Genomic DNA, 13,007 nt, shown 5'->3' with positions numbered 1-13,007 from the left:
TTCTAAATGTGTCTACTTTTATAAGTATAATGCACATGGAAATACTTGGGTAGAAAAAACATTTACAAAATATAGAGATATTGATAATGATGTCTATGATGAAGCAAGAAGATTTATTAGTAATATTTTCAAAAAAAATTAATACTACCTCAAAATAAACGTTAATAGTATCTATAGATTGATAATCTGTAAGCATTTAGTTTAGATAATAATATCAAAAAGCACTCTAACAATACTGCTAGAGTGCTTTTTGAATATCCAAATTTCTAATTTTATTTCACAAAAAATGTAGTCAAAAATGTAGTCATTTAGTTGATTTTCAATGCAATATACTGAAATTCAAAAAATCAATAATCGCATAAAATCAAGGTTTTAAGCGTCAACTGACGTGTAATGACCTATTATTTCACTTCAATAAACTATGTATTGCGTGGTATTCAAAATATCACGTTTTATTGTATTTTAATAAAAATCTGATTACTAAAAATAGGTGTATTTTGTATCGGTTGTTTCCAAATTGTTGCCGAAACTAGAATTCATTAACAAAGGCACTTTTTGTATCTTCTATGATTTCTTTTAGTAATTTTATTTGCTGTTTGTTTAAATGATATTTCTTAGTTATTTCTTGTAATAATTGTGTACTTCTTGTGCCGTGTCGCATATATTCTAGAACAATAGCTTGTTTTAAATTTGGATATTGCTCTAATGGTATATTTTCTATTTGCGAGAAGTCAAAACTAGTGATTGGAAGAGGTACGGTGTCAATGCTTAAAACACTTCGACCTAATAAGTCATCTGTTGTTGTTTCAAGATATTTGGCTAATAATAATAGTTTTTCAAAACTAGGTTCTCTGTTACCTTTTTCCCAGTTTGTATATGTGACGCGATTGACATTAAGTTCATCTGCTATTTGTTGCTGTGTTAGCCCTCGTTTTTTTCTAAGCTCAGCTAGTCTATCTGAGAAAATTGACATAAATCCTCCTTCTTGTATCAAAACGATACTTTTTTCTTGACAATGTATCAAAATGAAACTATAATAGATGTATCAATATGATACAAAATAAGTATATCATATTTTGTGGAATTTTTTCAAGGAGGACATGGCTATGATTGTATAAAAAAGTCTTTGAAAAGCAGAACTCTTCAAAGACTTGTCAAAAACAACTAACTAGATTATATAATATTTTTTAGAAAAGAGGAACAAAATAGTGAAAAATAAGATTAAACTAACGGCGGAATTATCTTTAAAAGATATGGCTCTTGAGAGCTCACAATTCTATATTCCTAAAAAGGTAAAAGTTGACTTTACACAAGTTCGCCCACGTAATAAATATAAAGACGGTAAGGCAACTGATATTGTAGAGGGCTATATGCTTAGTGGCATTGATGAACGGACAGCTCAAGCAGTAGAACAAGGTTTGATTGATATGGAGGACGTCAAGACAATCACGATCGAAGTACTTGGAAGCTTTGATGAAATTGAAAAAGCCATGGCAGGCGCTCAATTAACTTTTGTAGAGTTACTAGATACTCGTGTAATGGCTCAATGGGTTGATGGTCGTAATCCCGGTTACAAGGGGTTGAAATTGGTTGCTAGTGGTCTGAAATTGCTGTAACAACTAAAAATACGTAAAAAGCAGGGTTAGGTGTAGGGTTAGGTCGGGAAAGGCGTAGCCCCGACCGTATAACCCGTCTACACCGCCCAACCCGAATTTTTACGTATTTTTAGTGGAAGAATATTCATAATTTTTTTGCTCAAGAGTTTTTTGGCATAGTATAGTGACATAATGCCAAATCTATGCGCGGGCACCATTCTAGGACTTGACGATAGAATGGTGCAAAACAAGGAAAACCCTTGATTTGAAAGCCTTTCTCCGTGGGACATCGGAACGGTCCAGCGTACGCGGTAGGGAAGAAAACAGCAAAAAATCATGGCATTTTACTTGGCATTATACATGGCATTATTCTCAAAAAAAAGAGTATAATGCCAAAACAAAAGAATATATATACTTAAAAACAGAATATATATATAAAAATTCATGATGTGGAGAGGAGAAGAAATGACAAAAAGAATTAGAAACAGACGATTCTTATTCGAGCAACAACTAAAGTCAAAATTTTGGGATTGGTCTATTCAAGACAAGCAATTACTTGATGATTGGGAAAATAATAAGACACAAATTTTTAGAACTATCTTTGACCGAGTAAGAACGTTAGTGGAAGAAGATGAATTTGTAGAATTTGCTATAGTGGTGCATGATAAAGATGTGTCTTATGGTACAAAATTGGTTGAACCTCATATACATGCCTATATTGATTTTCCTAAGCAAATTGATTTGTCAAAAGTTGCTAGTGCTTTAGGCTTGGAACGTGAACGGATTGAAACCCCAAAATCAAAAGGAGGTCGAGCTTACACACGTATTAACGCTTTAGCATATCTTATCCATGCTAAAGATAAGGATAAATACCAGTATTCTATCAGTGATGTAGAAACCTTCGATACGCTTGATTATGAGACATTTATCAATCAAAATAAGGAAGACTTTGAGAAATATGCAGCTACAAAAAAACGTGAGAAATCAGATGAAAGTCTAGATTTGGTATTGTCTAAAGTATATAAAGGGGAACTGACTTATTTTGATATTATGAAAGACGATAATTTGTATTATCTGATGGCAAACAATCGTCAGAAATTCCTTGAAGGCTTTGATATTTTCGGAGAGCGTGAAAGCGTTCTAAGACTGGAAGCCTTGCAAAATAGGGAGTATGATTTGACTGTCCTATATATTCAAGGTAAGCCTGGGATTGGCAAGTCTACACTTGCTAGAGATATTGCTTTAGAGGTGCAAGGAGCACTTGAAAATGTAGGTTTAAGAGGTGGCTCATATTCTGCAAGCTCAAAAAATCCATTTGACAATTACTCAGGAGAGGAAATCCTTATTTTAGATGACTTACGAGAGGATAGCCTAGCTCCTGCGGATTGGTTGAAGCTGTTTGATCCGATTAACTCGGCTAGAATGTCGGCACGCTATCGAAATAAGCTAGTAGTTCCGAGATTGGTTATTATGTCTGCTTATATGTCTCCAAAACAATTTTTCGGACAAATTCAGGAAGAAGATATAAACCAGTATTTAAGACGGGTCAATTATTCTTCTGAAATTGCTAGAAAACATGGAATGGAAGAAAGATTTTATAGTGTTTCAGAAGTTCGAGAGAATAGAGAAAATGGGCATTTTCAACGTCCTGATGGCTCTAGCGTCGTTTTGAACTTTGACTATGAAGATTTGTTTTGTTCGCAAGATAAGGACGATTTTATTCGTAAATTGCTTGAAGATTGTATCTATCCTAGAATATTGCCAAAGAAAGCAAAGGATGTGACAAATGACTAAAAAGATAATTGTAATAACAAAATGTCGAGATTATGGTCAAGAAGAGCCTGTAGAAGTTATTGTTAAGTCTAGGGTTTTGAACTATCTCCCTGATATATATGTTTTTTTAAGGGATAAAGCTCGGTATTATGAAATAAAAAAAATGATGCAGTCGGCAAACCGCATCACATATAAAAACAACTAGTCATATTATAACATGAAAAGGAGAAAAATGCTATGTTCGTAACAAAAGATGATTTAAAAAAATTGGGTTTTGGAAATTATCAAGCGTATAGTTTGATTAAACAAGCTAAGGCTTTGATGGTACAAAAGGGATTTGCCTACTATAACTCTAAGGGGTTAGGCCGTGTACCTGTTGAAGCGGTAGAAGAAATTCTAGGTACGAAATTGAATTTTGAGGAAGTGGAAGAATATGCCTAAGATTCTACATGTATATTACGACAAAGCTACTGGTACTTATTATGCAGTAGCTTCTCTTGGATTTGACAGAATAACCGGCAAGAGAATGCAAAAGAAAAAAAGAGGATTTAAAACACAGGCAGAGTGTAAAAAGTGGTATGATGAATTTATGTCAAAGCATTCTCGTAAATATATTGTTCATGGAGTTAGTTTGACTGTAGAGATGTTTCTTGATAATTATTTTATACCAGATTATAGAAATAGGGTATCAAATAGGACATTTTTAACATTTTCTTCTAAGTTGAAACGTCTTAAACCCTTTTTTAAGATGAAAATGGTGGATATTCAACCTCTCCATATCAAAAAATGGCATACAGAAATTCTTGAAGAAGGACTTTCAAACAATTATTTGAAAGATCTACATCAATGCATGAAAGAAATTTTTGATATGGCTATATCTTTGGGGGTGGTTAGTGAAAATCCTGTTAGAAAAGCTGGTAATGTAAGTAGGACAAAACATAGAGTTGATTTTTGGACTAAGGAAGAATTCGAGTTATTTATTAGAACTTTTGATAAATCTGATGTTTTAGAGCATTTGAAATTTATAACTTGCCTTGTTCTGTTTATGACTGGCTTACGAATTAGTGAACTCCAAGCGCTTGTTTGGGATGATATAGACTTTATAGATAAGTCCTTGATTGTTAGTAAATCTATGTTTTATCAAAACAAGAACAAATGGCAGATAAACCCTACAAAGACCTTTTCAGGGAATAGACTTATCTATCTTGATGGTATGACACTTTCTAATCTATTAGAATGGAGAGAACATCAGAAAAAATTAGGAAAGATTGATTTTATTTTTTCTTATAATTGTTTACCGATTACAAAAACTATGCTCAATAACGCTATTGTAGCTCATAGTCAACTAGCAGGTGTTAAGACGATTAGAATACATGATTTAAGACACTCTCATGCCAGTCTTTTACTTTCTTTGGGTATGAATGATTTAGAACTTAAAAATCGCCTAGGGCATGCTAGTATTCAGACGACACTAGGTGTCTATTCTCATCTACGTCCTACAGCTATGAAAGAGGTAGCAGACAAGTTAGAGGGGCAAATAAAAATTAACTAATTGTAATCGTGGCTTGTGTTTGTCTAGCGTAGTCTGACCAACACAAACGCAGATTCGACACAGTAAAATTTATTTTTGCTGTGTTTTTTGATAGAATGAAATTCAGTGGAGGATTGATATGGAAGAAGTTAACTATGGTGTAATAATGGAAAATATAAAAGGCATAAGAAAAAAAGTAATTGCTATTGGTAAAAAATATAATTTAGTATCAATTTATCTTTATGGTTCTTATTGTTTGTCGGATAAGCTATCAGAAAATACTCGTTTGGAATTTGCTTTTAGTTTTGATGAATTTTCTACGGGAACTTCTTGGCATTATGGAGAGATTTATCTGTCCTTTGCTGATATTTTTGGAGAAGATATTATTTTAATAGAGTTGGGTTGGCTCCAGGAGCAAACGAATTATACAACGCAGTATGAGTATAGACAGTTTCAAAAAGGGCATATTCTTTTGTATTCAAGAGAATTAACTTCTAAAAGTAAATCGGAATTATCTATTGCAGAACTGACAGAATTATATTGTATTAGTCGTACTTTAGATATAAATTATCAAGAGGATATTGACTATTTTTTTGATGAAGATTATTGATAGAAATGATGATAACGCTTGTTATTGTCTTTTTTGTTGCCGAATTGTTTCCAAAAATAAAAATCAATGGCGATAACCATTGATTTTAAGCTATTTTTACTAATTAAACTTTTATTTAACTTCTGTAAACACAACGTGCTTGCGAAGTTTTGGTGAGTATTTTTTCAATTGAAGACGGTCTGGAGTGTTACGTTTGTTTTTAGAAGTAAGGTACAAGCGTTCACCAGATGCTTTGTGTTCAAGTGTGATATTTACGCGCATGATAGCTCCCTTCTATTATTCTGCTGCTGCAGCTTTGGCGATTTTACGTCCTTTGTAGTATCCTTTGAGGGATACACGGTGAGAACGTGAGTAATCTCCAGTAGTTTCGTCAAAATGTACAGATGGAGCTGTAATTTTGTAGTGAGTGCGGCGTTTGTTTTTCTTCGCTTTTGAAGTGCGACGTGCAGGTACTGCCATTTTCTTTATTCTCCTTTTAATATAAGTTCGATTCAATCTCTTTGATTTTCATCAACTGTAATAGTATATCAAAAAAATTTTGTAAAGTAAAGTTACTTGACAGATTTTCTTTTATTTTTTGGAAAATGGCAGAGCATGATAGCTTTTTAGAGAAAATATACCGAAACAGTCCTCAAAATCTGTTACTTGTGGTAAAATAATTATATTATATGAATGAAGAGGAAAGCTATGAAATTACAAAAACCGAAAGGGACTCAGGATATTCTTCCTCAAGAGTCTGTTAAATGGCAATATGTAGAAGAATTTGCTCGAAAAACATTTAAAAAATATCATTACGCAGAAATTCGTACCCCACTATTTGAGCATTATGAAGTGATTAGTCGTTCTGTTGGAGATACGACTGACATTGTAACCAAAGAAATGTATGATTTTTATGACAAAGGCGACCGTCATATCACATTACGCCCAGAAGGAACAGCACCAGTTGTGCGTTCTTATGTGGAAAATAAACTCTTTGCCCCAGAAGTCCAAAAGCCGGTGAAACTTTATTATATGGGTTCTATGTTTCGTTATGAGCGTCCGCAGGCAGGGCGTTTGCGTGAGTTTCATCAGATTGGTGTAGAGTGTTTTGGCTCCAATAATCCTGCGACTGATGTAGAGACGATTGCCATGGCAGCTCAATTTTTCAATGAAATTGGTATTCAAGGTGTAACGTTGCAGTTGAATAGTTTGGGGAATGCGGAGAGTCGCGCCGCTTATCGTCAAGCATTGATTGATTATTTGACGCCGTTGAAAGACAGTCTTTCTAAAGATAGTCAGCGTCGTCTGGAAGAAAATCCTCTCCGTGTGCTAGACAGTAAGGAAAAAGAAGATAAACTCGCTGTTGAAAATGCACCCTCTATCCTGGATTATCTAGATGAGGAAAGCCAAAAAAATTTTTAAGCTGTGCGTTCGATGTTGGAAGCACTGGGAATTCCTTATGTTATCAATACCAATATGGTCCGCGGATTGGATTATTACAATCACACGATTTTTGAATTTACTGCAGATGTAGCCGGTAATGAACTGACTATTTGTGCAGGCGGTCGTTATGATAGCCTTGTTGCTTATTTTGGTGGACCAGAGACGGCTGGATTTGGCTTTGGGATGGGCGTAGAACGTCTGCTCCTCGTTCTGGAAAAGCAAGGTGTAGTCTTGCCGCTAGAGGATAGTTTGGACGTTTATATTGCGGTTCTGGGAGACGGTGCTAATAACAAAGCTTTGAAAATTGTACAAGCGCTTCGCAAGCAAGGCTTTACAGCTGAACGTGATTATTTAAATCGTAAGTTAAAAGCGCAATTCAAGTCAGCAGACGCTTTTTCTGCTAAAGTGTTGATAACTCTTGGCGAAAGTGAAATTGAAAGCAATCAAGTTACCATCAAAAACAATCAAACTCGTGAAGAATTGACAGTCAGTTTAAATCAGATTCAAAAAGATTTTCAAACAATTTTTGAACAACTGGGGTTTTAATTTAAAAAGGGAGAAAGCCAGTCGAATGGCTTTTTTCTCTCATAACATAGTAGAATGTTGAAGTAGAAGTGGAGAGAACAATGAAAAAAATAATCATTCCGTCTGTAATTCAGTTTCTAATTGTTTTTTTGATTATAGGAGGAATTGCCTATTTTGTAAGAGGGGATTTCTTTTTTCGGTTTTTAGCACCGATTTTTGGCTTGGCAGCAGGGCTATTGCGCTTAGCATCAAGTTATGTGGTCAAGGTTTTGCATCCTGAATTATATGACAAAGAAGGTAAGAGGTGAGTCGTCATCTTCTTTTGTAAAAATATTACGTTAAGATGTGAAGATTTTGAAAAGCATGTCTTCTTTTTCATCGCTTTTGTGGTAAAATAGTAAAAGAATTAAAAGTTTGGAGAATAAAAATGAAACGTTCAATGTATGCCGGGCGTGTTCGTAGTGAGCATGTTGGTCAAAAAATCACTTTGAAAGGTTGGGTGTCCCGTCGTCGTGACTTGGGAGGACTGATTTTCATTGATTTGCGTGACCGTGAAGGCATAATGCAGCTAGTTATCAATCCTGAAAATGTAGCCAAAGAAGTCATGGAAACCGCTGAAAGTTTGCGAAGCGAATATGTGATCGAAGTGACTGGAAAAGTAGAATCCCGTACGCAAGCGAATGATAAATTGGCAACGGGAGCTGTTGAATTACACGTGGAGCATTTGACAGTTCTCAATACGGCCAAAACGACTCCATTTGAAATCAAAGACGGTATTGAAGCGAATGATGATACCCGTCTCCGTTACCGTTATTTAGACCTTCGTCGTCCTGAAATGTTGGCAAATTTGAAATTACGAGCTAAAGTAACACATTCAATTCGTAATTACTTAGATGAGCTTGAATTTATTGATGTGGAAACGCCGTTTCTTACTAAGTCAACTCCAGAAGGGGCGCGTGATTATTTGGTACCAAGTCGAGTGAACCAAGGTCATTTCTATGCTCTGCCACAAAGTCCTCAAATTACCAAGCAACTGTTGATGAATGCTGGATTTGATCGGTATTATCAAATTGTAAAATGCTTTCGTGATGAGGATTTACGTGGAGACCGTCAACCAGAGTTTACACAGGTTGACTTAGAAACTTCTTTCCTATCTGATCAAGAAATCCAGGATATTACAGAAGGCTTGATTGCTCGAGTGATGAAAGAAACGAAGGGGATTGAGGTTACACTGCCATTCCCACGAATGAAATATGATGATGCAATGGCTCTGTATGGAAGTGATAAGCCAGATACACGTTTTGAGATGCTATTGCAAGACTTGACAGAACTTGTCAAGGGAATTGACTTTAAAGTTTTCTCAGAAGCACCAGCCGTTAAAGCTATTGTTGTGAAAAATGCAGCTGACAGCTATTCGCGAAAAGATATAGATAAGTTGACAGAGCAAGCAAAACAGTATGGAGCAAAAGGACTTGCTTGGGTGAAAGTGACATCAGGTGAATTAAATGGCCCAGTTGCTAAGTTTCTGAAAGACTTGACAAGTGACTTGACAGATGCTTTACAGCTTGAAGACAATGATTTGGTTCTTTTTGTAGCGGATACACTGGAAGTTGCCAATGCAGCCTTGGGTGCTTTGCGTATACGTTTTGCAAAAGAGTTGGGCTTGATTGATGAATCGAAATTTAATTACCTTTGGGTTGTGGATTGGCCAATGTTTGAATGGTCGGAAGAAGAAGGTCGCTATATGAGTGCGCACCATCCATTCACTCTTCCACAAGCAGACACAGCTCATGAATTAGAAGGTGATTTGAGCAAGGTTCGTGCTATTGCTTATGATATTGTCTTGAATGGTTATGAATTGGGTGGTGGAAGTCTTCGTATTAACCACAAAGATTTGCAAGAACGAATGTTTAAAGCCCTTGGTTTTTCTGAAGAAGAAGCTACTGATCAATTTGGTTTCTTGCTAGAAGCAATGGATTATGGTTTTCCACCGCATGGTGGACTGGCAATTGGGCTAGATCGTTTTGTCATGTTGCTGGCTGGTGAGGAAAATATCCGCGAAGTGATTGCTTTCCCTAAAAACAACAAAGCAAGTGATCCAATGACTCAGGCACCAAGCATAGTTGACGCTAAACAACTTGAAGAATTAAGTTTACAAGTAGAAACTCATGAAGAAAAGTAAGATTTACAAACGATTGCGTTATTATTTGCGCCGTCTAGCCTATGATTTTAAGTTGATACGAGTTCTTAAGAGTATTTCTCGTGAGAAGTACGATGAAAAGATTTCTGCTTCGCTCATTTATGGTTTTCTATCTGCGGTTGCAGTAAATCTTTTCTTTCAACCGGGGCATGTTTATTCAAGCGGTGCGACTGGATTAGCACAAATTTTAGCTGCTTTAAGTACGCGTTTTCTAGGATTTACTATTCCGGTTTCTGTGACTTTCTACCTCATCAATATCCCGCTGATGATTTTGGCTTGGTATCAAATTGGGCACAAATTTACGGTATTTACTTTTATAACCGTTTCCATGAGCTCGCTGTTTATCCAGTTTGTTCCTGAAGTGACCTTAACAAATGACCCGATTATCAATGCCTTGTTTGGTGGGGTCATCATGGGAATAGGAATCGGCTTTGCTTTGCGTTCCAATATTTCTAGTGGTGGGACGGATATTGTCAGCTTGACGATTCGGAAGAAAACCGGCAGAAATGTGGGAAATATTTCCTTTATGGTCAATGGCATGATTATGATTATTGCCGGTGTGACTTTCGGCTGGAAATATGCACTATATTCGATGATTACGATTTTTGTGTCAAGCCGTGTGACAGATGCAGTCTTTACTAAGCAAAAGAAGATGCAGGCGATGATTATTACCAGTCATCCCGAAGAAGTTATTGATAAAATTCATAACAAATTGCATCGTGGTGCAACGATTATCAATGGTGCAGAAGGTACCTATAATCATGAGAAAAAAGCAGTTTTGATTACAGTTATTACGCGTGCTGAATTTAATGAATTCAAGCATATCATGCGAAAAGTAGACCCGCATGCTTTTGTATCGGTAGCGGATAATGTTCACATTCTTGGACGTTTCGTAGAAGAATAAAACATCAGATTGGTTCGTTTAGCCAATCTGATTGTTTTTTTGTTATGAGATTTTAAATCTGTCTCGTGACTTTCGGTACGAAACAAATAAAATAGATGTTACGATTATTTAAGTACGAGAACTTGTTTTGCAGGGACAGTATAGGAATCTCTGTTAGTATTGAGAGGAACGTCAAGGCTGATCTCTGGGTAGTTGATAAAAATAGCTTGTTTATCCTGATTTGGATAGCTAAATGCTTCGTTTCCAAAGTTAATGAGGATTGTGATTTGATCTTCTTTTTCTTTAATTTTATATTCGACCACAGAATCACTTAGCCATTCGACAGAACAGTAATCTTTAATTTCTGTTCTTGTTTCCAAACTGAGGAGCAGATTTGCTTTTCTGAATTGGATCAACTGGCGAATAAAATCTACGTCTTTCTCATATTCAATTGAGCGTAGCCAATCAAGACGGTTGATGGCGTCTTGAGCATTATAAGTATTATCCATGAGGTTTTTACTACGGAAAAACTCTTGCCCGCTATGGAGGAATGGTACCCCTTGAGCTAACAAAGTAATATGCAAAGCGAGTCGTGCATCTGCTAACCGCTCATTTAGAGAGATATCTGGCTTTTTAATTGCAAAATAATCAAAAGCCGTTGCATCGTCATGGCATTCCACGTAGTTGATAGCTTGCTGGGGTGCGATAAAATGTGCTGTTTCCGTTAATCCAACATTAGCTGTCAATACATTTTCTATCGTATCTATTGGTTTGGAATCTTGGATTTGACTGCCTTCTAAAATCGTTTCTTTGATTGTATTGCGGAAGTGGTCGCTGAAAAAACCATAGCTTGGTAACTGAGCGGCGTTGAATTGATGTGCAAGTCGATTGCTATCGAGTCCCGTATTCATACGCCACCCTTCTCCATACAAATAAACATTTGGATAAAGCGACTTCAATTCCTCTGCAATCTGCTTCATGGTTTCTATATCTAGAATGCCCATGAGGTCAAAGCGGAATCCGTCAAATCCATAGATTGTCAACCACTGTTTGAGGGAATGCTTAATATAGCTACGAACCATTGCTCGTTCACTGGCTACATCGTTTCCACAAAACGTACCATTTGTCAAATTTCCGTTGTGATTGTAGCGGAAGAAATAGCCTGGGACGATTTTTTCAAAAGCATAGGTTTTGGGATTGTAGACATGATTGTAAACGACGTCCATGATAACACTGATGTCAGCTTGATGATAAGCAGCGATTGCTTCTTGCAATTCCACGATTCTTGTATAAGGATCATGTGGATTTGTTGCAAAGCTGCCGTCAGGAAGATTGTATTGCATAGGGTCGTAGCCCCAGTTATACACGAGTTCTGGATGGTTTTCATCAACACTGCCAAAATCATACACTGGCATGAGTTGGATATGAGTAATGCCCAGTTGTTTGACATAATCCATTCCCAAAGTGTGTTCTTGCAAATCAGGAGACTCTGTTAGGGACTTGAATTTCCCAGGGTAAGAAAACTCAGCTTCTTTTTGCATGGAAAAATCTCGCACACTCATCTCGTAGATAACAGCTTTTGTTATTGGAATTTGTGTTGCTGCTCGGTGAATTGGGCGAGTAATTTTCTCTGGATTGACAACATAACTAACACCAGAATTGCTTTCAGAAGATAGGGCATAAGGGTCGTGGACTTCCACCCAATGACCATTCACTTTGTGTAGATAGTAATAAGCAGCCCCATCAAAATCTCCAGAGACCTCTGTTTGCCAAACGCCCTTTTCACCAAGTGTCATCGGATAAACTTGATTTTGTAAATGGAGCAAAACTTGCTCGGAAATAGGAGCCCAGAGTTTAAAAGTCGTTACTTTAGGAGTGTAATGAGCTCCTAAGTCATCGCCATCATAAGCAAAGGTCTGGTCAAAAATCGGTTTTCTCACAATATGGCGAAATTGCAAAAAGGTTTTATTGCGATCTTGGTCGTAAATCCAATAATGACTGGTTAAATCTAACGGCTCAAGAGGAGCAAGACTGTATTGCACGAAGTCATCTTGTTCTTCCAGAGTTCTTATCTGTAAGGTTTGTGTGCTATCAACCGTTTCGATTGTAAATTGTAATTGTTCAGTATAAAATTGTTTTTCTAACTCGATCGTGATGAGACTTTGGTCATCTAAGTAGGCTTGGAATGTTCGGAAAGCCATAAACTTCCTTTCTTTATCGTTCGATAATGCGATGTGGAATCAATTGGCGATAGCAAATTTGTCGATTTTCTTTGGTATCATTGATAATTTGTAGAATAGTCTTGAACGAAACCCGCCCTAGCTCTAATGTGTTAATATCTACATAAGCTATTAAATCAAGTTTGGGTTTAATAGAGTCAAAGGCTAGAGTGGGAACAGATAATTGATTTTCATTTAAATAATTACAAACTCCCTCTGCCAGCATACTGTCTGTTGTGATAATAGCAT

The 13,007-nt window shown here is 36.4% G+C and carries 13 protein-coding genes and 2 pseudogenes; 10 read left to right on the top strand and 5 right to left on the bottom strand.

The window, feature by feature from the left end; genetic code table 11:
• Positions 1-529: 529 nt before the first annotated feature.
• A complete protein-coding gene (locus HMPREF2887_RS04965) occupies positions 530-973 on the bottom strand; it encodes a helix-turn-helix transcriptional regulator (protein ID WP_057489846.1) in 444 nt (147 codons plus the stop codon).
• Between the two features lie 235 nt (positions 974-1,208).
• Between HMPREF2887_RS04965 and HMPREF2887_RS04960 the strand changes: the two genes are divergently transcribed.
• From HMPREF2887_RS04960 to HMPREF2887_RS04935, 6 genes are all read left to right on the top strand, one after another.
• On the top strand, positions 1,209-1,616 hold the full coding sequence (locus HMPREF2887_RS04960; protein WP_235499511.1) for a hypothetical protein: 408 nt from the start codon (positions 1,209-1,211) through the stop codon (positions 1,614-1,616).
• Between the two features lie 444 nt (positions 1,617-2,060).
• On the top strand, positions 2,061-3,389 hold the full coding sequence (locus HMPREF2887_RS04955) for a Rep family protein (protein WP_057489844.1): 1,329 nt from the start codon (positions 2,061-2,063) through the stop codon (positions 3,387-3,389).
• Complete coding sequence (locus HMPREF2887_RS04950; RefSeq protein WP_057489843.1) at positions 3,382-3,573, top strand: hypothetical protein; 192 nt, start codon at positions 3,382-3,384, stop codon at positions 3,571-3,573. Before HMPREF2887_RS04955 ends, HMPREF2887_RS04950 begins: the two co-directional genes overlap by 8 nt.
• Positions 3,574-3,605: 32 nt before the next feature.
• Positions 3,606-3,809, top strand: a complete 204-nt coding sequence (locus HMPREF2887_RS04945; protein ID WP_049508800.1) for a DUF3173 domain-containing protein — start codon at positions 3,606-3,608, stop codon at positions 3,807-3,809.
• Positions 3,802-4,920 (top strand): site-specific integrase, encoded by a 1,119-nt coding sequence (locus HMPREF2887_RS04940; RefSeq protein WP_057489842.1) that lies wholly within the window; start codon positions 3,802-3,804, stop codon positions 4,918-4,920. Before HMPREF2887_RS04945 ends, HMPREF2887_RS04940 begins: the two co-directional genes overlap by 8 nt.
• A 118-nt stretch (positions 4,921-5,038) precedes the next feature.
• Positions 5,039-5,509 (top strand): hypothetical protein, encoded by a 471-nt coding sequence (locus tag HMPREF2887_RS04935; protein WP_057489841.1) that lies wholly within the window; start codon positions 5,039-5,041, stop codon positions 5,507-5,509.
• A gap of 111 nt (positions 5,510-5,620) precedes the next feature.
• On the opposite strand, the gene rpmG is transcribed toward HMPREF2887_RS04935, so the two are convergent.
• Entirely contained in the window at positions 5,621-5,770 is a 150-nt protein-coding gene (gene rpmG, locus HMPREF2887_RS04930) for a 50S ribosomal protein L33 (RefSeq protein ID WP_003026692.1), read from the bottom strand.
• Between the two features lie 15 nt (positions 5,771-5,785).
• Positions 5,786-5,968: a 50S ribosomal protein L32 gene (rpmF, locus tag HMPREF2887_RS04925; RefSeq protein ID WP_003026691.1), complete on the bottom strand. Its 183-nt coding sequence runs from the start codon at positions 5,966-5,968 to the stop codon at positions 5,786-5,788.
• Between the two features lie 228 nt (positions 5,969-6,196).
• Here rpmF and hisS point away from each other — a divergent pair.
• The 4 genes and pseudogenes from hisS (at position 6,197) to HMPREF2887_RS04905 (ending at position 10,560) form a co-directional block, all read left to right on the top strand.
• Positions 6,197-7,477 (top strand): annotated as a pseudogene (gene hisS / locus HMPREF2887_RS04920) (histidine--tRNA ligase).
• Between the two features lie 80 nt (positions 7,478-7,557).
• Positions 7,558-7,764 (top strand): hypothetical protein, encoded by a 207-nt coding sequence (locus HMPREF2887_RS04915; RefSeq protein ID WP_003026688.1) that lies wholly within the window; start codon positions 7,558-7,560, stop codon positions 7,762-7,764.
• Positions 7,765-7,883: 119 nt separating this feature from the next.
• Positions 7,884-9,638, top strand: a complete 1,755-nt coding sequence (aspS, locus tag HMPREF2887_RS04910) for an aspartate--tRNA ligase (RefSeq protein ID WP_003026685.1) — start codon at positions 7,884-7,886, stop codon at positions 9,636-9,638.
• Positions 9,625-10,560: a YitT family protein gene (locus tag HMPREF2887_RS04905; RefSeq protein WP_003026683.1), complete on the top strand. Its 936-nt coding sequence runs from the start codon at positions 9,625-9,627 to the stop codon at positions 10,558-10,560. The genes aspS and HMPREF2887_RS04905 overlap by 14 nt, the downstream gene beginning before the upstream one ends.
• A 104-nt stretch (positions 10,561-10,664) precedes the next feature.
• Here the strand turns inward: HMPREF2887_RS04905 and pulA are convergent, their stop codons facing one another.
• Positions 10,665-12,740 (bottom strand): type I pullulanase, encoded by a 2,076-nt coding sequence (gene pulA, locus HMPREF2887_RS04900; protein ID WP_003026681.1) that lies wholly within the window; start codon positions 12,738-12,740, stop codon positions 10,665-10,667.
• Positions 12,741-12,753: 13 nt separating this feature from the next.
• Positions 12,754-13,007: pseudogene (locus tag HMPREF2887_RS04895) on the bottom strand (LacI family transcriptional regulator); the annotation flags it as partial.

Origin of the sequence: Streptococcus sp. HMSC071H03 (assembly GCF_001813035.1) — a bacterium.
Classification (GTDB): domain Bacteria; phylum Bacillota; class Bacilli; order Lactobacillales; family Streptococcaceae; genus Streptococcus; species Streptococcus anginosus.
This window is presented reverse-complemented; position numbering and strand designations above follow the sequence as displayed.

Bases quoted from the DNA above. Each gene is read 5' to 3' on its own strand.
- HMPREF2887_RS04965 (WP_057489846.1), bottom strand. From the start codon at position 973: ATGTCAATTTTCTCAGATAGACTAGCTGAGCTTAGAAAAAAACGAGGG.
- HMPREF2887_RS04955 (WP_057489844.1), top strand. From the start codon at position 2,061: ATGACAAAAAGAATTAGAAACAGACGATTCTTATTCGAGCAACAACTA.
- HMPREF2887_RS04950 (WP_057489843.1), top strand. From the start codon at position 3,382: ATGACTAAAAAGATAATTGTAATAACAAAATGTCGAGATTATGGTCAA.
- HMPREF2887_RS04945 (WP_049508800.1), top strand. From the start codon at position 3,606: ATGTTCGTAACAAAAGATGATTTAAAAAAATTGGGTTTTGGAAATTAT.
- HMPREF2887_RS04940 (WP_057489842.1), top strand. From the start codon at position 3,802: ATGCCTAAGATTCTACATGTATATTACGACAAAGCTACTGGTACTTAT.
- HMPREF2887_RS04935 (WP_057489841.1), top strand. From the start codon at position 5,039: ATGGAAGAAGTTAACTATGGTGTAATAATGGAAAATATAAAAGGCATA.
- rpmG (WP_003026692.1), bottom strand. From the start codon at position 5,770: ATGCGCGTAAATATCACACTTGAACACAAAGCATCTGGTGAACGCTTG.
- rpmF (WP_003026691.1), bottom strand. From the start codon at position 5,968: ATGGCAGTACCTGCACGTCGCACTTCAAAAGCGAAGAAAAACAAACGC.
- HMPREF2887_RS04915 (WP_003026688.1), top strand. From the start codon at position 7,558: ATGAAAAAAATAATCATTCCGTCTGTAATTCAGTTTCTAATTGTTTTT.
- aspS (WP_003026685.1), top strand. From the start codon at position 7,884: ATGAAACGTTCAATGTATGCCGGGCGTGTTCGTAGTGAGCATGTTGGT.
- HMPREF2887_RS04905 (WP_003026683.1), top strand. From the start codon at position 9,625: ATGAAGAAAAGTAAGATTTACAAACGATTGCGTTATTATTTGCGCCGT.
- pulA (WP_003026681.1), bottom strand. From the start codon at position 12,740: ATGGCTTTCCGAACATTCCAAGCCTACTTAGATGACCAAAGTCTCATC.